This window comes from Haloimpatiens myeolchijeotgali (genome assembly GCF_042688525.2).
In the GTDB taxonomy this organism is placed as follows: domain Bacteria; phylum Bacillota; class Clostridia; order Clostridiales; family Clostridiaceae; genus Haloimpatiens.
This window is the reverse complement of record NZ_JBHWAB010000001.1, coordinates 45,044-65,554: the sequence shown is the minus strand read 5'-3', so window position 1 is coordinate 65,554 and position 20,511 is coordinate 45,044. Positions and strand designations below refer to the sequence as shown.

Sequence of the window (20,511 nt, the reverse complement as noted above, 5' to 3'; positions counted from 1 at the left end):
AGTGATGATTAATAAAAATAGAGGAAATTAGAAAAGAATGTCGAAATGCAAATAATAAATATTTTTAATTAGAGGGATAATATGGAATTGGGAGAAGAAAAGTGTAGAGAATATAACAATTTGCTTTGTGTAGGAATAGACAATCTTAATTTGATAAGGTTGCCCAAAATTATTAAAAGATTTATATATAATGGATTAAAAGATAAAGAAAGAATTTTAATATTTACAGATAATATATCATATGAGGATATAGAAAAAAACTTTTTATCTTATGATGAATATATAAATGATAATATTAATCAGGGAAATTTAAGGATTAAAGTTTATGATTCTATAAATTATAATACTAATGATAGAGATTTTTTAGATATATTAGAGATTATATCATTATTTAAAAATAAGATACGAATAATATGGGATTTTAAGAATATAGCAAAGAGGCCATCTAAATTGGACAAGGTAGTAAAAGCAGTAGAGAATATATATAGAAGAGTTAATAAAGATAATGTTAAAAACTTAATATATATAAATAATAATACTTATGATTATAAGGTATTTACAAACTTATGTTATAAATTTAATGGTGTTGTTATAATAGATAGAGAGGAAGAAATATTATTTAATGGAAAAAATGAAATTTCAAAATGTATATGGTTGGTACAATCTATTGCACAGTTAAAATATAAAAATAATAATCTAGTATTGTTTAACGATGAATTATCTAGTATACCCAAAACGTGGGATGAAGAAAAATTTAAAAATGCTATGATAGATAAAATAAAGAATTTATGTAATGTAGATTTTTGTGTGATTTATTCTTCATTAAAGGAAAAAGAAAATATTTTATCTGTAGATAGTTGTAATGGAATAACGAAAAAACATAAATATCATTTAATTAATGATAAAGGATTTATAAAATATGCTAATCTTTTAAATAAAAAGTTACTAGAACAACATGAAAATGTGTTACTTTTAAATATTGATGAAATTAATGATGAAATAATTAAAAATAAGTTTAAGAAGATTGATTTGAAATCATGTGTAGGAATATATGTTGAATATTATCAAAATATAACTGGGGTAATTTGTATTGGAAGATATATGAATGAGGAAAAAATCGATAAAGAAGATTTAGATTATATGGAATCAATATGTAAAACTGCATTTTATTTAATTCAAGAACAAAAGAATTTTTTAAATATGCAAAGTAAATTGATAGAAAATGAAAAATTAAGAGCTACAGCAGAAATGGCAGCTGGTATAGCACATGATTTAAATAATGTATTAACACCAATAGTAGGTTCAGTTCAAATGTTAAAAGAAGAAACAAATGATAAACATATAATCAAACAATTAGAAGTTATTGAAATGTGTGCGAATGATGGGAAAAACATAACAAATAAAGTGAAAAAAATAACAAAAAGTTATAATAATAAGGATGAATGGGAAATTTTTGATATAGATAATATTTTATTAGATTGTATTGATTTAACAAAAGACAAGTGGTTAAGACAAAGTGCATTAAATGGAATAAAAATAAAAGTTATACCTCAGCTTAAATCAAATTCTAAAGTTAAAGGAAATATAACAGAAATAAGAGAAGTATTTATTAATATAATATCTAATGCTATAGATGCAATGCCTAAAGGTGGAAAAATAGAGATACTTACAGATAAAGACGATAAAAACGTATATATTGAGATGAGAGATAATGGAGTAGGAATGAATGATGAAATAAGTAAAAGAGTTTTTGAACCATTTTTTACAACTAAAGGTGTAAAAGGCTCAGGACTAGGGTTGAGTGTATCTTATAAAATTATACAATCTCATGGAGGAAATGTAAAAGTAGAAAGTGGAGAAAATGTAGGGACATCTTTTTATATAACATTACCTATATGTAAAATTAAATTAAGTGAAAAAGAATTAGAAGTAAGTAATGATAAAATAAATTTTAATGGAAATATGATTGTAATAGATGACCAGGACAGAGTAAGAAAAGTAATAGCAGATATGGTAATGTCTATTTGTAAGTGTAAATTAAAGAGTTGCTCTTGTGACAATATAGAAAAGGAATTGAAAAGAAGAAAGTATGATATTGTACTTTGTGATTTTTCAATGCCTAACATGGATGGACTTCAAGTAGCTCAGATGGCGAAAAAATTAGAGAAAAATACATATTTTTGTTTAATGACAGGATGGGTAGGAAATTTTGATAAATCTAAACTTAAAAATATAGATTTTTTATTAAATAAGCCTATAAATAAGAAAAAATTAAAAGAGATGCTTGTATATTATGATATACGAAGGAATCATAAGAATATATAATAATGTATAAAAATATGAAAACACTAAATATGATATAAAGAATATTGTATTTGGTGTTTTTTATATATTTAATATATGTAAAAAAAATAATATAATAAGTAAAGTAGTATGTTTTTTAGGGAGGAAATATTATGGATTATGATGTTCTTATATTAGGGGGAAGTATGGTAGGATGTGCTATAGCATATGAACTTTCCAAGTATAGTTTAAATATAGCTTTAATAGAAAAAGATTATGATATTGCTGATGATATTTCACTTGTGAATACTGCTATAGTATATGATGGGTTAGAAACAGAAGAAGAGTTGATGGCCAAATTAGAGATAAATAGCAATAGATTATTTAATAATTTAACTAAAAAGTTTAACGTTCCTTTTAAAAAAATGAGTTCTTTGATATTAGCTAGAAACGAAGATGAAGAAGAGAAATTACAAAAAATATATAGTAGAGGTATAAAAAGAGGAATAAATGATATTGCACTTTTAAGTAATAAATATATATATGAGATTGAACCAAATTTGAATATTAAGGCTAAAAAAGCTATATATTCTCAAAATACAGGAATAGTATGTCCTTATAATCTTGCAATTGCGTATGGGGAGATAGCTTTTGATAATGGAGTTAAATTTAAATTAGAAGAAGAAGTTAAAGATATACAAAAAAGTTCAAAAGGGTATAAGGTTATAACTAATAAGAATAAATTTACTTGTAAAATAGTTATAAATACAACTCCAAGTGAAAAGTATAGTATTGATTTCAGAAAAAAAGATACAAATTATAGAAGTGTAGGCAATATAAAATACTTTTTGTTAGATAAAAGTTTTTGTAAAGACTTATCTAATATAGTGTTTATGATGAGTGAAAAAGGAGGTAGAATTGCCATAATTCCCACATTTCAAGAAAATAGTATAATAGCTATGTATAGTAAAAAAAATATAGATTATCAATATTTTATAAATCAAATATCAAATTTAGTTGGTGACATAGATGAAAAGTATATAAATAATTTTTATGAAAGTGATTATTATAATGATAATATATTAATAGATGATAGTTGTATTGATAAGGGATACATAAAAATAGATGGAAAACACTATGCACAGGTGACAATGACGCCTTTTATAGCTAAGATGATTTGTGAGACTGTAGTTAGCAATATGAATTGTAAATTGAATAAAGATTTTACAGATAAAAGAAGAGAATTTTATAGATTTAGGGATTTATCAAACGAGGAAAGAGAAAAAGTTATACAAGTGAATAAAAAATATGGTAAGATAGTTTGTGCATGTCAAAAAGTTACTGAAGGAGAAATAATAGATGCTATAAGACGTCCTTTAGGTGCACGAACAGTAGAAGGGGTTAAAAGAAGAACAGGTGCTGCGTATGGAAGCTGTCAAGGATCAAATTGTATAAATAAGATAGTTTCCATTTTGGCAAGAGAAACTAATAAAAATATAACTGATATAGTGAAAGATTCAAAGGAGTCAAAAATATTGTTAAGCAGAATTAAGGAATTTGATGAAATTTAAATAATTTATTAGAAAAGAAGGAGATTTTATGAACGAGGATATTTTTACTACACTGGTTAGAATTAAAGGCTCTCAATATAATGTTGTGTCTGTTAAAAGTAGTAGAGCTATAGATAAAAAACTTTGGATAGAGTGTTCAAAAGCTTTAAGTAGGCTATATGTAGGTGCACCAATTAAACAAGGTGATGTTGTTTGTAGTAATATTTTAAATACAGGTGTAGACATAATTTGTACTGAAAATATAGAAAAAAATAATTAATAGGAAAATTGAAATTTAAAAATATAGTATATTGACTTTATGTAAACAAAAATGTAAAATTAACCTTAATGTAGTATTTATAAAAACTTATAGAGTAAACTGGTGAAGAGGCTAGTAACATAATGAGAGAACTAAGAGAGTCAGTGGTTGGTGTAAATTGATATCTTTTATTTTGTGAATCCACCTCGGAGGGATTGTGATGAACAGTACGGATAAAACCGTTATTTTATATAAGAGAACTGGTTAACATTATATAAAAATTAGTTAATTAGGGTGGCAACGCGGAGCTTTTCGTCCCTAAAAGGGACAAAAGAGCTCTTTTTATATTTTTTGGATAAAAATATTATTTCATTATAAAAATTTGTTAACTTACAATTCTATAAATATTAATAAATAGAGGAGGAATTTATAGTGTTAGATTTAAAAAGAATAAGAAAAAATCCTGAAGAAGTAAAAGAAGCATTAGGTAATAGAGGAGAAAATTTTGATGTTACTATAATTGATGAGATTGTTAATTGTGACAAAAAAAGAAGAGAAATATTAGTAAAAGTAGAGGAATTAAAAAAGAAACGAAATGAAGAGTCTTCAAAGATAGGTAAACTAATAAAAGAAGGAAAAAGTCCAGAAGAAGCAAAAATTGAAATGAAAAAACTATCTGAAGAAATAAAGAAATTTGATGTTGAACTTAATGAAATAGATGAAAAAATAAAATATATAATGTTAAGAATACCTAATATACCATATAAATTAGTACCAGATGGAAAATCAGATAAAGATAATGTAGAAATAAGAAGATGGGGAGAACCTAGAAAGTTTGAATTTAAAGCTAATGCACATTGGGATATTGGAGCTAATCTTGATATATTAGATTTTGAAAGAGCGGGAAAAGTAACAGGTTCAAGATTTACAGTTTATAAAGGACTTGGAGCGAGATTAGAAAGATCAGTTATAAATTATTTCTTAAATATGCATACTGAAGAGAAAGGATATAAAGAAATTTTACCACCTTACATGGTAAATAGAGATAGTATGACAGGTACAGGACAATTACCAAAGTTTGAAGAAGATGCTTTTAAAGTAGCTAATAATGATTATTTTTTAATACCAACAGCAGAAGTACCTGTAACTAATCTTCACAGAGATGAGATTTTAAAGGGAGAAGATCTTCCTTTAAAATATGCAGCATATAGCGCATGCTTTAGATCAGAAGCAGGTTCAGCAGGAAGAGATACTAGAGGACTTATAAGACAACATCAGTTCAATAAAGTAGAGCTTGTTAAGTTTGTTAAGCCTGAACAATCTTATGAAGAATTAGAAAAATTAACTAATGATGCGGAAAGTGTACTTCAAGGATTAGGACTTCCATATAGAGTTGTTAGAATATGTAAGGGAGATTTAGGATTTACTGCTGCATATAAGTATGATATAGAAGTTTGGATGCCAAGTTATGCAAGATATGTTGAAATTTCAAGTTGTAGTAATTTTGAAGATTTCCAAGCAAGACGTGCTAATATAAAATATAAGGAAAATCCAAAAGCTAAACCAAAATTTGTTCATACTTTGAATGGTTCTGGAGTAGCAATAGGAAGAACTGTTGCTGCAATTCTTGAAAATTATCAAAATGAAGATGGAAGTGTTACAATTCCAGAGGCTTTAAGAGCATATATGGGTAAGGAAATCATAAAATAGTATTTGAGAATTGAGAATTCTTAATTGAACTTTTAAAGTAAATAGCAGCCACTTCCATAAGAGTTATTTTTTAATTACTAATTCTTATGGAATATTAATTAGCATTCGTCCTCACGATTAATGAAGTAAAGTGAGGATGAATGTGTAAAATAACTTGATTTTGTATAGATACTAAATAATATGAAAACTTATTTTATAAAGAAATAAATAATAAACAATAAAATTCAAAAAAATAATTGACAAATCACATTATATTTATTATAATAAGTGTTGTCGTCAGACATGGAGAGATGGTCGAGTTGGTTTAAGGCACCGGTCTTGAAAACCGGCGTACGTGGAAGCGTACCTAGGGTTCGAATCCCTATCTCTCCGCCATTTAAATAATATGTAATATATTTTGTAGAACATAGAGAAATATCTAAAAAATATTGACAATTTACAATAAAATTATTATAATAGTATTTGTCATCAAATATGGAGAGATGGTCGAGTTGGTTTAAGGCACCGGTCTTGAAAACCGGCGTACGTGGAAGCGTACCTAGGGTTCGAATCCCTATCTCTCCGCCATTTAAATATATATAATATACTTTGTAGGACATGGAGAAATACTCAAGTGGCTGAAGAGGCGCCCCTGCTAAGGGCGTAGGTCGGGTAACCGTCGCCCGGGTTCAAATCCCGGTTTCTCCGCCAGAACATCTAACTTTTAGTTAGATGTTTTTTTATTTTATAAATATAAAATGGTTAATATTTATAAGTCTTGAAGCTTATTTATTTAAGAGTTATAATAAAAAAAATACTACAAATACTAAGAAGGGGATTATATGTTAAAAGGAACAAAAGTTCTCATAAAATCTATTGAAACAAAAGATATTAATATATTATATAATATACTATCCGATGAAGAAGTACGAAAGTATGATGGTGCGTATATAATATTACCAAGTAGAGAATGTATCATAGAGAATATTGACAAGATAAGAAATAATAATAAAGTAAAATATTTAAGTATTGTAAATGAAAAAAATATAGTAATAGGATATTTAACATATAGACAAGCTCAAGATGCACCTAATATTTATTCTTTGGGTATTACTGTAGGTAAAAAATTTTGGCATAGGGGATATGGACAAGATTCCATAAATACTATATTGAAATATTTATTTTTAAATAGAAATGCTCATAGAGTAGAGTTAGAAGTAGTTGAATTAAATAAAAGAGCAATTAAATGTTATAAAAAGTGTGGATTTAAAGAAGAAGGAATTAAAAAGCAAAGATATTTTGTAGAAGGAAAATACATAGATGTTTTAATTATGGCTATATTAAAAAGTGAATATATGGTAAATGATTAATAGATAAAATATAATATTAATTTTTAAATTTTTAAGTTTTACTAATATACGTAAATTAGATTTTAAAATTGATTTTTTATTTATTTTATGGTAATATAGATATGTTGTTGATAAATAAATATTTGCGTCAGTAGCTCAGTTGGATAGAGTAGCTGGCTACGAACCAGTTGGTCGGGGGTTCGAATCCTCTCTGACGCACCAATGAAAAAATCTGTGATTTTTTAAATCATAGATTTTATTTTTTTATATTTTAAGGATAATAGTTGAAATATTTATAAATAATTACTATACTTAATAATTAAGGGTGGTATGTTAAAATATATTATTTTTTGGAATAATAAAGAAATAGTATAATTATACGATAAATATTATTAACTATTAGTTTTTATTCATAGGGGGAATGAGAATGGGAAGGTTAAATAAAAATATGAAATATAAGCATAATTCTAAAATAAAAAGTCTTAATATTTTTAATAAAGTAAATAAATCACAAAATTCAAAAGACGAAAATAAATTAAAAATAAGTGATAAAAAGAATTTTATGTCTATAAAAAAACAAATACCTTTACTCATTTCATTAATTGTAATTATTTCAATGGTAGTTACGTCATTTTTTACATATAATGCAGTTTCAAATATTCTTTTTAAACAAAGTAAAAGTGAAATGACTTCAGTTAATAAAAAAGCTGTAGAAACTATAATAACAATGTTAGAAAGAGATAAGTTAGAAATTGAAAATTTATCTAAATACAAAGGTATGTATACAGTTAGTAAGAATATACATGGTAATAAAGTTAAAGACGATAAGCTGATGAATGAAATTTTTGAGTATTTAAGAGATTATACTAATAGTAAATCTTACATTGAAGATATTTTTTTAGTAGATAGTAAAGGAAAGATATTTAATTCTAGTGATAAGTCAGATATTGGAAAAGATTTAAGTAAACAAAATTTTAATACAATGACATTAGGGGGAAATTATTTTGTTAGTGAAACAATAAATTCTAATAAATCCCAAAAGGCTATAGTAATCTTTACAAGCCCTATAAAAGACCCTGAAAATTATGATCAAGTAATAGCATATACTGCAATGGCTGTTTATGCAGATAGTTTTTCAAAATATTTGAAGAATGTAAAAGTAGGAGATACCAAGAATAGTTACGCATATATGATAGATGAGAATGGAGGTTTGATTTATCATCCAGTAAAAGAAAAGATGGGAAAGTCTATAAATGTTAAATATTTCAAGAATGTTGTGAAAAAAATGAAAAAAGGTCAAAAGGTCAATAATTCAGTTATAGATTATAATTATGGAGGAATTAATAAGATAGCTGCTTATAATATTATACCTAAGACTAATTGGATGTTAGTTTTATCTTGTCATGAAAAAGAAATAAAACAACCAATTAATGAATTTACAAAGAGAATAGCGGTTATTGTTTTAATAATAATAATTGTGTCAGTTTTAATAGGAACGATTATATCTACAAAGATTATAGATCCTATAAGTAAAATGACAAACATTATTAATAAAATTGCTAATTTAGATTTAACACATAATGATAAATATAAATATTTAGCTAAAAGAAAGGATGAAGTTGGGTTAATAGTTAATTCCATTTTTAATATGAGAAAAACTCTTAGAAATGTAGTTGAAGAACTTATTGAGGCGGGAGAACAAATAGATAAAAATGCTTTCTTAGTGGACAATCTTACTGAAAAATTAAATATTGAAGCAGAAGAAACTTCTCAAGATACATCTGAAATAGCTTCATCAATTCAACAGGTAGCAGCATCTTTTGAAGAAATTTCTGCATCATCAGGTAGTATGGAGAATTCAGTGAGTGTTATTGCTAATAAGTCGCAAGAAGGTTCAAATAAAACAAAAACAATTGTAAAAGAGGCAGATAGTTTATCACAAGGAGCATATAAATCGATAAAAAGTTCTAAGGATATATATGTTAGTGTAAAAAAACAACTTCAAGAAGCTATAGAACAAGCTAAGGCAGTTAAGCGTATAGAAACTTTGGCTAATGGAATTATAGATATTACAGAACAAACCAACTTATTAGCATTAAATGCAAGTATTGAAGCTGCTAGAGCTGGAGAAGCAGGAAGAGGATTTTCTGTTGTTGCTGATGAAGTTAGAAAACTTGCTGAGCAGTCAGCTAGTATAGCAACAGATATACAGAATGTAGTTAAGATAGTTAATTCATCAGTAAAAAATTTAACTAATAGTTCAGAAAAAATGTTAAATTTCGTAGAAAAACAAGTTGAAATTGATTATGATAAATTAATTAAGATGGGACAGCAATACAAAGATGATGCAAACAACTTTGAAGGTTTTATGATAGAATTTACAAATAAATCTGAAGAACTAGATTTAACTATAAAAAATATAGTAGAGGCTATTGAAGAAGTAAATAAAAATGTAAATAATGGAGCTGAAGGTGTAGAAAGTATTTCTTCAAAAGTAATGCAAATTTCAGATAAGATAGGTAATATAAAAAATAGTTCTATAGAAAACAGAGAAAGGGCAGAAAAATTAAAAAAGATTACTTATAAATTCAAAATATAATAGATGATAGGGAACATACATAGATTTGATTTACACAAACCTAGATATGTTTCCAAATATAATAAATGATAAAAGGATTAGCTTATTTAGCTAATCCTTTTATTGATTTAAATTGATTCCTAATTGTTCTCCAAACATAATAGAACATTCATATCCTAGTTTAGTTTGTTTTAATATATCATCATCAATTTTTATAGTGTTTTCTTTAAAAAATAATATAACTGTTGATCCTCCAAATTTAAAATAACCTTTTTCATCTCCTCGTTTAATTTTCTCATTAGTTTTATAGGTTTGAATAATAGATCCTACACAAGTAGCTCCTACCTCTATGTATAATACGTCTTTAAAGTTTTCAGAAGCAAATATACTCCATTCCCTTTTATTTTGACAAAATAGTTTATGTATGTTGTTAAGGGCTATAGGATTTACAGAATAATAATATCCATTTATTTTCATAGTTTTAGAGCATATACCATCATCTATAAAGTGAAATCTATGATAATCAGTAGGACAAAGTCTTAATACAATACAAGAACCGTTATTATATTTTGATATGATGTTTTTATCATCTATAAGGTCAGATAGTTTATAGGTTATGTTTTTAATTTGTATTAAATTATTTATATCTATATTATTGTAAGCTAGAACTTTTCCATCACAAGGAGAAATAAGTATATTTTTATCTTTAGGAATAGGTCGAGAATTTTTTGTTAATTTTCGAATAAAGAAATCATTAAAACATTTAAAATTACTTTTTTCATACATAGACATATCAATATTAAATTCATTTATAAACTTATTTATTTTATTTTTACTAAATTTAGTATCACAATAAGTACCATATATTTTAGAAAACAACTTTTTCTTTATTAACAATTCTAGTAAGTTCATACCTAGTGGTGAAGAATAAGTCCAGTTTAAATATTTAGCACCTGCTACCTGTTCAATTTCATAGAATTTTTTATTTCTATTATAGTATTTTATAATCATTATAAATACTCCTTTTAAAATAATTATTAATTTAATAATTATTATATCATTATTTTTTTGGATTTTAGAAATTAATTATAAATAACTTAACTTTTGTAGTTAATAAAATAGTATAATTAGATTGTATTAAATTTGTACTTGCCAGTCAAAATATAGGTTTCAATGGAGTGAGAGAAGTGAATAAAACTAAAAAAGTTATTTTTGAATCGGGTATAAAAATATTTTCTATTTATGGGTATGATGGTGCAACTATGGATGAGATTGCGTCTAATGCTGGTGTGGCTAAAGGAACATTATATTATCATTTTAAAAGTAAACAAGAAATATTTGAATATATAGTAGAAGAGGGTATGAAGATTATACAAGATGAAGTGGAATATAGAGTAAATAGGCAAGAGGAGTGTATATGCAAGTTAAGAACATTATGTAAAACTCAGCTAAATTTACTTTATCAAAATAGAGAATTTTTCAAAGTAATAATGAGTCATTTATGTGGACAGGAAATAAGAAATTTACAAATAAGAAATGTAATACAAACTTATATAGAATTCATTGAAGAAATTTTAAAAGAAGCTATGAATGAAGGAAAAATAAAAAAAGGGAAACCATCATTTATGGCATATATTTTTCTTGGAACATTATATTCAGCAGAAGTATATGAACTTATTAATGGAAATGAACAAGAAGTAGATGAAGTTATAGATGAGTTAATGACATATACATTAAAAGGAATAGAAATATAATGTAAATAGGACTAGAAATCTAGTCCTATTTACATTTTCCCAGATTTCATTATAGAGATTAATAGCCAAAAACCCATTATAGCAGCTATAAAAAAACCGAATAAACCTATTATAGACATATCATAAATTTTAGGTCCTAAGTTTGAACTTAGTATTAATGAAGAACCTATTATCATAGAAGATATTATTAGTGCAAAAGTAATTCTATTTACCATTTTATTAAGTTGGTTTACTGGTTTTTTTAAGTTATTGTGTTCAAGTTGAACTTTAGCTCTACCAGTTAATATACTATCAATTAGTTCTAGACTTTTAGTAGGTAATTTTCGTGTATCTTTAAAAAATATATAAGAATTTAATAGTAGTTCATCAAAGCTTAAATTTTCAAGAAAATCAAATTTATTTTTTGATTTTACGTAAGGTATAATTATATCTAAAATTTTTATTTCTGGGGAAATTTTTGCAACTACTCCTTCTATTATTACCATTCCTCTTATAAGAAGTGTTAAATCTTTTGGAAGTTGAATATTATTTCTTTTACATGCATCAAATATTTCTTGAAGTAGTACTGATATTTTTATGTTTTGTAAATTAGTATTTAAGTAACTAGCAAGTATATAATCAATATCTTCATATAGGTTATTCCTATCTACATAACCTTTTTTTATTCCTATAGAAAAAACAGCAGATATCATTTTATTTATATCATTATATGCTGCAGCTAAAATTATATCATTCAAAGTTTCTTTTAAAGAATTTGATATAGTTCCCATTATTCCAAAATCTAAGAAACATATTTTACCATCTTGTATTAGTATATTTCCAGGATGAGGATCTCCATGAAAAAAGCCATCACTAAATACTTGTTTAAAGTAAGAAAGAGCTAATTTTTTACCTATATCATTTAAGTCATAGCCGTTTTCTTTTAATGTAAAAGTGTTATCTATTTTGAAACCGTTAATTTTCTCCATAGTTAATACTTTTTTTCCACATAAATTATCAATTACGTAAGGTGCGTAGATACATTTTACATTTTGATTTATTAATTTAAATTTTTTTATATTTTTAGCTTCATATTCGAAATTTAATTCCATTTTAGTGGATTTTATAAGTTCATCTACAGCTTCTTTAGGATTGATTAATGCATCAGAAAATTTAGTTTTTGTTAGAGAAAATATTTTAGATAATATAGATAAATCTAAGCGCATTTTTTCAGAGATTTTAGGTCTTTGGATTTTAACTATAACATTTTCACCAGTTTTTAATTTAGCTTCATGGACTTGAGCTATAGAGGCACAAGCTAAAGGTGTTTTATTAAAATTTAAAAAAACATCTTCAATATTCGTATTAAATTCATTAAAAAAAACATGGTTTACATTTTCATAGGTTTCTTGTGCTACATTATCTTGAAGTTTAGAAAATTCTTTTATATAGTTATCAGGTAAAATATCAGGTCGTGTACTTAGTATTTGACCTATTTTGATAAAGGTTGGACCTAATTCCTCAAAAGCTTTTCTAAGGTTTTCAGGGGCCTTAGGACCTTTGCTAAGTTTAGAATCTACAAGAAAACCGAATCCGTGGAATGTCAAAGTTTTTACAATTTCTCTAAAGCGTTTAACAGATTGTTTCATTTTATAAATCACCCTTTTTTAGTAGGCGTATTAGCTTATAATATATAATTAAAAGCCCAAATGGGCTTTTAATTATATGTTATTGTTATTGTTTGTTTAAATTATCTATTTTTTCTTCAAGATTTATTATTCTTTGTTTTAAGGAAGTTACTTCATCGTTACTTGCAAAATTCATTTCATTTAAAAGTTCTGCTATATCTTGTTTTGTTACAGGTTTTATATCTTCAGCTTTATTTTTTACAACTTCTGTTTTAGATTTTATATTTCTCTTTAATTCTTCTGATAATTCTTTTCCTTCGTCTAAAGTAAGCTTACCTTTTTCAACAAGATTGTCTACTAAACTTGATGCTTTTTCATAAGTGTATGCAGCTGAGCCTATTCCCGCAAGAAGAATACTTTTAAATTCTTTTTTCATATATATGACCTCCCTAATACAGTATTTCCTTATTTATATAATTATTATACTGTATTGGAAAATATAATTATATATTTTAAATATATGTTTAATAATTTATTAACTAAACTGCTGTACTTTTAGTTTCTATTCGTGTATATTCAACACTAGGGTTGTTATTTCTATTTGATAAAAATTCTTTAGCAATTTGAGGAAATGACAGATAAGAAAGAATATCTTCTTCTCTTGTTGATAATTCTGATATTTCCTTTTTAGCATTTTCAAATGCAGGTGGTAAAGTAGATGCGTATCTACCTTCTATAGGTGTTTCATTTCCAAGAGCTTTTTTCATAACTTCGTTATTTATTTCTCCAGGGGCTTTACCATATTCACCTCTGCAATAAGCTTTAACTTCTTTTAATATCATCTTATATCTTTCGCCAGTTAAAACATTTACAGTAGCTTGAGTTCCTACCATTTGACTCATAGGAGTTACAAGAGGAGGATATCCTAAGTCTTTTCTAACTTTTGGAACTTCAGCCAAAACTGAATCTAATTTATCAAGAGAATTTTGAGCTTTAAGTTGAGAAATCATATTTGAAAGCATACCACCAGGAATTTGATTTATTAATCCTTCAGGTCTAGGAGTTAATACTTTAGGATCTAATCTTCCTGAAGATATGAAATGCTCTCTTATTGGTTTAAAGAAATTATTTATTATTGTTAATTTATCTTTATCGAGATTTGTATTATATCCAGCTGAAGTTAATGCATAATGCATAGATTCAGTAGGTGGTTGAGCAGTACCACTACATAATGAAGAAATTGCACTATCTATTCCATCTACACCTGCTTCAACAGCTTTTAGATAAGACATTTCAGCTAGTCCATTTGTACAGTGAGAATGTAGAAATACAGGTATCTTTACATTTTCTTTTATATTTTTAACAAGATCATATGCTATATTTGGCATTAGAAGTCCTGCCATATCTTTTATACATATAGAATCTGCTCCCATGTTTTCAAGTTGTTTTGCAAGATTAGTGTAATTATCAACATCATGAATAGGACTTACAGTATAAACTATAGTACCTTGTGCATGAGCTCCTTGTTTTTTAGTTTCATCCATAGCAACTTTTATGTTTCTATAGTCGTTTAAAGCATCAAATATTCTAATTATGTCTATTCCATGATATACAGCCATTTTGATAAATCTTCTAACTACATCATCAGGATAATGTTTATAGCCTAATATATTTTGACCTCTTAAAAGCATTTGTAAAGGTGTTTTAGTAACTACTGATTTTATTTTACTTAACCTTTCCCATGGATCCTCATTTAAATATCTTAAACATGAATCAAAAGTAGCTCCACCCCAACACTCTAATGAATAATATCCTGCATTATCTAATTCTTTTAATATAGGTGCAAATTGATCAAATGACATTCTTGTAGCTATCAATGATTGATTTGCATCTCTTAATATAGTCTCAGTTATATTAACTTTTTTCAATGTTATCACCTCTATAAGAATATTTTCAATTACTTGTATTTTAGCACAAACCTATAAAAAAATCATTCATTTCATGCAATAAATCATTTATTTTTCAGAAACATTTGCAAATTATGATTTAATAAAAACATAATATCGTGATTTTATAATTAAATGGTGTATTACAAAGATAAATCATTTAAAATTAAACATAGAAATATAAAAAAATATTATATCGAATTAAAATGTAAAATTGACAATGTATTCAAATTGTAATAAAATAATAAGGTAAAATGAATATGCGCTCGTAGCTCAGTAGGATAGAGCAGCGGTTTCCTAAACCGCGTGCCGGGGGTTCAATTCCTCTCGGGCGCACCATGAAAGCCTTATTTTTCTTAAATATTTAAGAAAAATAAGGCTTTTATTTTTTTATATATGATAAAAATTTTATAGTATAGATGTAAAAGTCTTTTGCTTAAAGTACAAATATTCTGTAAATAGTGCTTGTCAAAAAATAAACCTGATGGTATAATATCAACAATACTTTAACGATTTAATAAGATAAAGTGATAAAGCATTGACACATAATTAAGAAAAAGAAGGAGAGAATTATGAAATCATTATTAATATTTTGTAGAAAATTTCATCATCATTTAAAGAGGGGTTAGTTATCGAAGGAGATAGATATTACCTCTTATTGTTATATAAATATTTAAGGGGTGTATCTATAGAAAATAGTAGAAACTATAGGTATCGCCTATAGTTTCTTTATTTTAATAATGGTTTAGAATTTTCATTTTACATATATAAGGTTAAATATATATTTGAAGATTTCTTATACTAGGGGAGGAAAGATTAATATGGCATTTTTCAACTTAATGGATGAAATTTATAGAAATCATAAAAGATTTCAGACAGAAAGAGAAGTAGAAAATATGTTTGTAAAAGAAGGATATACTTACATAGAACCTAATTGTTTTGAAGATTATGATTTTGTTGATTTTTTAAATCAACGAATTAAAAAAGAATCAATGGTTAAAGTGCTAAATGGTAATGGAGATGTTTTAATAGTAAGACCTGATGTTACAACAAGTTTGATGAAAAAATTTATTCCTTGCTTAAAGGAAAATGGAAATATAAAAGTATTTTATAATACTACTGTTTTTAAGTCAGATGAAAAACGAGAGATTCAAAATTTTTATCAAATGGGAGTTGAATATATAGGAAAAGACTCGTCTGAAGGTGATGGAGATATGATTACATTAGTTCTTCAGATTTTAAAAAAGTATTCAGAAGATTTTATTGTAGAAATTAATAATAGTAAATATATTGATGGGCTTTTAAGAGAGGAAAAATTAAAAGAACATAAAGAAAAAATTAAAGATTTACTTTATAGAAAAAGTCGTTTTGCTCTTATTGACTATATAAATAAGCTTTCTTTAAATAGTGAATTAGTTGACTGTTTAAAGAATATTTTAGATTTTCAAGGTGATTTTTATGAAGTATTAAAAAAAGTAAATATGTATTATATGAATGATTATATGAAAGAAGCATTAATTGAGCTGAAAAATATATATGAATGTATAGATGAAGAAGATCACAAATATATTCATTTTGATTTATCTATGACCACAGAAATGGATTATTATGATGGAGTTGTTTTTAAAGGATATTGTAATGGTTCTATACATGAAATTATTAGTGGAGGTAGATATGATTCTTTTACACAAGAATTTGGTAGAAAGGTACCAGCTATAGGATTTTGTGTTTATATAGATGCGTTGATGAAATTGTTATAAAGGAGGAAAAGAATTGATTACTATAGCATTAGCAAAAGGAAGATTAGCACATGAATCTATTAAAATATTTAAGAATATAGAGATTGGAGATTATATATGTATAGATTCAAGAAAACTTATTTTTGAAGATAAGAAAAATGGAATACGTTTTTTATATGTAAAACCATCAGATGTAGTAATTTACGTACAAAAAGGTGTTGCAGATTTGGGAATTGTAGGTAAGGATGTGATATTAGAGAGTGATAGTGATGTTTACGAAGTTTGTGATTTGGGATTTGGAAAATGTAAATTTTCAGTAGCAGGAAAAAGTGATCAGGTAATTAATAAAAAGGATAAGGTATTAAAAGTAGCAACAAAATATCCTAAAGTGGCAACAAAATATTTTGAAGAAAAAAATCAACCTATTGAAATTATAAAATTAAATGGTTCAGTAGAATTAGCACCATTAGTAGGGTTATCAGATGTGATTGTAGATATAGTAGAGACAGGAAATACTTTAAAGGTTAATGGGTTAGCTGTTTTAGAGGATATATCGGCAATTAGTGCAAGACTTATTGCTAATAGAGTTAGTTATCGGTTTAAATTAGAAGAAATTAGTTATATTGTTAAGTCTTTAGAAAATTGTTTAGACCAGCTAGTAATAGTCAATAGTTTTTTTAAAAAAATTTATTTTTAAATTAGGGTATAGCAAAGCTAGCTATTGTAAAAATACGAACAATAGCTCTCTAATTTATTATTTGGGTTTAAAGCCGATTAGGCTACTGTTTTACATTGATTTTGAAGATACATTTTCTCGTGTATCTTAGGATCTCTAATCTCAAAAGGTTTCTGGTTTTTAAGAACCGAGAATATGTACTTGATTAGTTTGTTCATAACAGCACCTAAAGCCACTTTTTTCTTTTTACCTTTAAGATTTTCTTTGTAGTATTTAAGCAAAACTTCATTGTTAGGTTTACCATTTTTGTTAGTTCTCACGGATGCTAATGCGATAGCATATAAGGCTCGGCGTCCGATTCTGGTACCACGCTTAGACATTTTATTTCTATCACTGTTGAATTTGCCTGATTGATTAACAGAAGGATCGATACCAAAATATGCAATTAAATGCTTAGGCTTAAGAAAACCGTTGATGTCACCAATTTCACTCATTATAGTTATTGCTGTTAATTCACCAATACCAGGTATTGAGTATATTAATTGGATGTTTTTAATAAATGTCTCTGGAAGCCTACGGCTTTTTATAAGTGAATGTATTTCCTTCAGCAAACATTCAAGTTGAGTTTCTAAGGTTTCTATCAATGAAATTGTATTAGTGATTTTTACAAATAAGCTAGACGACTTTATCCCAATATAGAGTGCTTCTTGGGAAATAAGAATCAGTTTTTTATAAAGATTTTCACTATAGTTTAGTCCTTTTCTTGAATTGCTAGAAATGATTTCTATCAAAATCTCTCTATCTGCATCAAGAATGGCTTGTGGACTAGTAAATTGCTTAAGTATAGCTAAAGAAGTTTTACACGTAATATTTGAAAATACGGAATTGTATCCAGGAAAAATAACTCTTAAGTCAGTAGATAATTTTTTCTTATAAGTAGATTTAGTATCTGTTAATTTATAGTAGTCTCTGCAGAGAGATTTTAAGGTATAAATTTCAACATCGAATGCAGAAGAACATTTAACAGATTGAAATTTACCTATTTTAGCGATGGATATTGCATCACTTTTATCATTTTTCACTTTTCTTATTCCACTATTTTTGTTACTATTAGTAATGAGTGGATTAAAGATAAATGTTTCGAACTTATCTTTAAGAAAGTGGAAAAGAGTAAGGTGATAAACACCAGTAGATTCCATGAAAATGCCAGTTTTCATGTTAAACCTTCTTCCGCTTTTTTTATTTGATCTACTAGGTAATCAAAACCATCTCTATTATGTTTAATCTTAAAAGGCTTTCTGTAAATTTCACCGTTAGGTGCCAGAATAGCTACTACTGAAAAATCTGCTGATACATCAATTCCAACTGTTGGTTTATATAAAAATTTACTCATGTGTATTATCTCCTTTATTTTTGAGATAGAATAGATATTCCATTTCTATCAGTAATTCTATAACCTTGTTTGTGACACGGGTAATTCCCAAAAGGAAACCCAACCAGCTAAACATAGAGTTCTCACTGATGGAATGATACGCTAATTCACGGGTATAAATGACTCGACAGAGTCACTCCCAGGAGGTGTACATCTATCCTCTATTCAGGAGATATTATACCAAAATATTTAACTGTATAGGTTTCAATTTGACTTTAATAGAAAACTTAGTTTAGATGTAAAATGAACGCCCTATCGGGCAGAAATAATTAGAATAATAATAAAAAGATTTGTCGTAATGTTCGTTAGAATAATAGATAGTTTTCTATTGAATGTTATGACTACATTATACAAGGAGGTGCATTATGATACAAACTATTTATTTTAATGAACATGATGGGTTTTTAGAAAAATTATTTGATAGAAATCAATTTGAATTTGAAGAAATAAATAATAAGGTAGATAAAATTTTAAAAAATGTAAGAGTAAGAAAAGACAAAGCATTAAAAGAATATACATTAAGATTTGATGGAGTTGAATTAGAAAATTTTTTAGTATCAGAAGAAGAAATACAAGCGTCTATTTCTAATGTAGATGAAGCATTAAAAAATGATTTAATGAGAGCTAAGGAAAATATTAAAAAATATCATCAAAAGCAATTAAAAAAATCATATACCTTGTATGAAGGAGAAGAAGTAATTTTAGGACAATTAGTAAACCCTATAGAAAGAGTTGGTATTTATGTGCCAGGAGGGAAAGCGGCATATACTTCTACAGTTTTAATGAATGCTGTACCTGCTAGAATTGCTGGAGTGAAGGAAATTATAATGGTAACACCTCCTAATCAAGAAGGAAAAATTAAAGATTCTATTATTTATGCAGCTTCAATTGCAGGTGTAGATAAAATTTATAAATTAGGAGGAGCTCAGGCAATTGCAGCACTTGCTTTTGGAACAGAAAGTATTCAAAAGGTTTCTAAAATTGTAGGTCCGGGAAATATTTATGTAGCTATGGCTAAGAAAAAGGTTTCAGGTTATGTAGGGATAGATATGATTGCTGGACCAAGTGAAATTCTAATAATAGCTGATGAATTAGCTAATCCTAGATATGTGGCCGCTGATTTGATTTCTCAAGCGGAACATGATGAAATGGCAGCAGCTATATTGGTAACTGATTCTGAAAAACTAGCTAAAAAGGTTAAAGAAGAATTAAGATTTCAAGTAGAAAAATTAGAAAGAAAAGAAATTATTAAAAAATCATTAAGAGATTATGGATGTATAATTATTACTAATTGTTTAAATGATACTGTTCAAGTAGCTAATGAGATAGCTCCCGAACATTTAGAGATTCTTACAAAAAATCCTTTTGACATTTATAAAATGGTTAAAAATGCAGGAGCTATATTTTTAGGAGAATTTTCTCCAGAACCATTAGGGGACTATTTTGCAGGAACCAATCATACCTTACCAACTAGTGGAACGGCTAAATTTGCATCACCTTTATGTGTAGATGATTTTTTAAAAAAAACTGAACTTGTTTATTATAGCAAAGAAGCTCTTTTGAAATCAAAAGATGCTATTGTTAGAATTGCAGAGGATGAGGGTCTTTCAGCACATGCAAATGCTATAAAAGTAAGATGGGAGGATTAG

General features: G+C 26.5%; 13 protein-coding genes, 5 tRNA genes, 2 pseudogenes and 1 other annotated feature. Of the genes and pseudogenes, 15 read left to right on the top strand and 5 right to left on the bottom strand.

All coding sequences use genetic code 11. The annotated features are described in order from the left end of the window. Positions 1-81 precede the first annotated feature (81 nt). The 10 genes and pseudogenes from ACFIJ5_RS00365 (at position 82) to ACFIJ5_RS00320 (ending at position 9,729) form a co-directional block, all read left to right on the top strand. Positions 82-2,325 carry an ATP-binding protein gene (locus ACFIJ5_RS00365; protein WP_379802648.1) on the top strand — a complete coding sequence of 748 codons (2,244 nt, stop codon included), beginning with the start codon at positions 82-84 and terminating at the stop codon, positions 2,323-2,325. A 131-nt stretch (positions 2,326-2,456) separates the two neighbouring features. Then, positions 2,457-3,854 carry an NAD(P)/FAD-dependent oxidoreductase gene (locus tag ACFIJ5_RS00360; RefSeq protein ID WP_379802647.1) on the top strand — a complete coding sequence of 466 codons (1,398 nt, stop codon included), beginning with the start codon at positions 2,457-2,459 and terminating at the stop codon, positions 3,852-3,854. Between the two features lie 34 nt (positions 3,855-3,888). Continuing rightward, positions 3,889-4,113, top strand: a pseudogene (locus tag ACFIJ5_RS00355) (DUF1667 domain-containing protein); the annotation flags it as partial. Positions 4,114-4,206: 93 nt separating this feature from the next. Continuing rightward, positions 4,207-4,415, top strand: a binding site (T-box leader). A gap of 109 nt (positions 4,416-4,524) precedes the next feature. After that, positions 4,525-5,802 carry a serine--tRNA ligase gene (gene serS, locus ACFIJ5_RS00350; protein WP_379802646.1) on the top strand — a complete coding sequence of 426 codons (1,278 nt, stop codon included), beginning with the start codon at positions 4,525-4,527 and terminating at the stop codon, positions 5,800-5,802. A gap of 284 nt (positions 5,803-6,086) precedes the next feature. Further along, positions 6,087-6,177: transfer RNA gene (locus ACFIJ5_RS00345), tRNA-Ser, on the top strand. A 101-nt stretch (positions 6,178-6,278) separates the two neighbouring features. Beyond that, positions 6,279-6,369: transfer RNA gene (locus ACFIJ5_RS00340), tRNA-Ser, on the top strand. 32 nt (positions 6,370-6,401) lie between these two features. Next, a tRNA-Ser gene (locus ACFIJ5_RS00335) sits at positions 6,402-6,492 on the top strand. A gap of 131 nt (positions 6,493-6,623) precedes the next feature. Continuing rightward, on the top strand, positions 6,624-7,151 hold the full coding sequence (locus ACFIJ5_RS00330; RefSeq protein WP_379802645.1) for a GNAT family N-acetyltransferase: 528 nt from the start codon (positions 6,624-6,626) through the stop codon (positions 7,149-7,151). A gap of 124 nt (positions 7,152-7,275) precedes the next feature. Then, positions 7,276-7,352: transfer RNA gene (locus tag ACFIJ5_RS00325), tRNA-Arg, on the top strand. Positions 7,353-7,557: 205 nt separating this feature from the next. Continuing rightward, positions 7,558-9,729, top strand: a complete 2,172-nt coding sequence (locus ACFIJ5_RS00320) for a methyl-accepting chemotaxis protein (protein WP_379802644.1) — start codon at positions 7,558-7,560, stop codon at positions 9,727-9,729. Between the two features lie 99 nt (positions 9,730-9,828). Here the strand turns inward: ACFIJ5_RS00320 and ACFIJ5_RS00315 are convergent, their stop codons facing one another. Continuing rightward, positions 9,829-10,716, bottom strand: coding sequence for a phosphatidylserine decarboxylase (locus tag ACFIJ5_RS00315; RefSeq protein ID WP_379809479.1), 888 nt, complete (start codon positions 10,714-10,716; stop codon positions 9,829-9,831). A 179-nt stretch (positions 10,717-10,895) separates the two neighbouring features. Here ACFIJ5_RS00315 and ACFIJ5_RS00310 point away from each other — a divergent pair, with 179 nt between their 5' ends. Next, the gene (locus tag ACFIJ5_RS00310) at positions 10,896-11,462 is read left to right on the top strand and encodes a TetR/AcrR family transcriptional regulator (protein ID WP_379802642.1); all 567 of its coding nucleotides are present in this window, start codon (positions 10,896-10,898) and stop codon (positions 11,460-11,462) included. Positions 11,463-11,491: 29 nt separating this feature from the next. On the opposite strand, the gene ACFIJ5_RS00305 is transcribed toward ACFIJ5_RS00310, so the two are convergent. The 3 genes from ACFIJ5_RS00305 to ACFIJ5_RS00295 all read right to left on the bottom strand — a co-directional run bounded on the left by ACFIJ5_RS00305 (position 11,492) and on the right by ACFIJ5_RS00295 (position 15,006). After that, a complete protein-coding gene (locus ACFIJ5_RS00305) occupies positions 11,492-13,090 on the bottom strand; it encodes an ABC1 kinase family protein (protein WP_379802641.1) in 1,599 nt (532 codons plus the stop codon). Positions 13,091-13,175: 85 nt separating this feature from the next. Continuing rightward, complete coding sequence (locus tag ACFIJ5_RS00300; RefSeq protein WP_379802639.1) at positions 13,176-13,505, bottom strand: phasin family protein; 330 nt, start codon at positions 13,503-13,505, stop codon at positions 13,176-13,178. 103 nt (positions 13,506-13,608) lie between these two features. Further along, complete coding sequence (locus tag ACFIJ5_RS00295) at positions 13,609-15,006, bottom strand: pyruvate carboxylase subunit B (RefSeq protein ID WP_379802637.1); 1,398 nt, start codon at positions 15,004-15,006, stop codon at positions 13,609-13,611. A 271-nt stretch (positions 15,007-15,277) separates the two neighbouring features. Here ACFIJ5_RS00295 and ACFIJ5_RS00290 point away from each other — a divergent pair. The 3 genes from ACFIJ5_RS00290 (at position 15,278) to hisG (ending at position 17,451) form a co-directional block, all read left to right on the top strand. Next, positions 15,278-15,354, top strand: a tRNA-Arg gene (locus tag ACFIJ5_RS00290). Between the two features lie 482 nt (positions 15,355-15,836). Then, on the top strand, positions 15,837-16,775 hold the full coding sequence (locus ACFIJ5_RS00285; RefSeq protein WP_379802636.1) for an ATP phosphoribosyltransferase regulatory subunit: 939 nt from the start codon (positions 15,837-15,839) through the stop codon (positions 16,773-16,775). A gap of 13 nt (positions 16,776-16,788) precedes the next feature. Next, complete coding sequence (gene hisG, locus ACFIJ5_RS00280; RefSeq protein ID WP_379802634.1) at positions 16,789-17,451, top strand: ATP phosphoribosyltransferase; 663 nt, start codon at positions 16,789-16,791, stop codon at positions 17,449-17,451. A gap of 77 nt (positions 17,452-17,528) precedes the next feature. On the opposite strand, the pseudogene ACFIJ5_RS00275 reads toward hisG, so the two are convergent. Continuing rightward, positions 17,529-18,823 (bottom strand): annotated as a pseudogene (locus ACFIJ5_RS00275) (IS110 family RNA-guided transposase). A gap of 404 nt (positions 18,824-19,227) precedes the next feature. On the opposite strand from ACFIJ5_RS00275, the gene hisD reads away from it, so the two are divergent. Continuing rightward, on the top strand, positions 19,228-20,511 hold the full coding sequence (hisD, locus tag ACFIJ5_RS00270) for a histidinol dehydrogenase (RefSeq protein ID WP_379802633.1): 1,284 nt from the start codon (positions 19,228-19,230) through the stop codon (positions 20,509-20,511).

What these genes read in the sequence shown, in the direction of transcription:
- hisD (WP_379802633.1), top strand. Translation starts at nt 19,228, where the DNA reads ATGATACAAACTATTTATTTTAATGAACATGATGGGTTTTTAGAAAAA.
- ACFIJ5_RS00365 (WP_379802648.1), top strand. Translation starts at nt 82, where the DNA reads ATGGAATTGGGAGAAGAAAAGTGTAGAGAATATAACAATTTGCTTTGT.
- ACFIJ5_RS00285 (WP_379802636.1), top strand. Translation starts at nt 15,837, where the DNA reads ATGGCATTTTTCAACTTAATGGATGAAATTTATAGAAATCATAAAAGA.
- ACFIJ5_RS00360 (WP_379802647.1), top strand. Translation starts at nt 2,457, where the DNA reads ATGGATTATGATGTTCTTATATTAGGGGGAAGTATGGTAGGATGTGCT.
- ACFIJ5_RS00330 (WP_379802645.1), top strand. Translation starts at nt 6,624, where the DNA reads ATGTTAAAAGGAACAAAAGTTCTCATAAAATCTATTGAAACAAAAGAT.
- ACFIJ5_RS00305 (WP_379802641.1), bottom strand. Translation starts at nt 13,090, where the DNA reads ATGAAACAATCTGTTAAACGCTTTAGAGAAATTGTAAAAACTTTGACA.
- ACFIJ5_RS00320 (WP_379802644.1), top strand. Translation starts at nt 7,558, where the DNA reads ATGGGAAGGTTAAATAAAAATATGAAATATAAGCATAATTCTAAAATA.
- ACFIJ5_RS00300 (WP_379802639.1), bottom strand. Translation starts at nt 13,505, where the DNA reads ATGAAAAAAGAATTTAAAAGTATTCTTCTTGCGGGAATAGGCTCAGCT.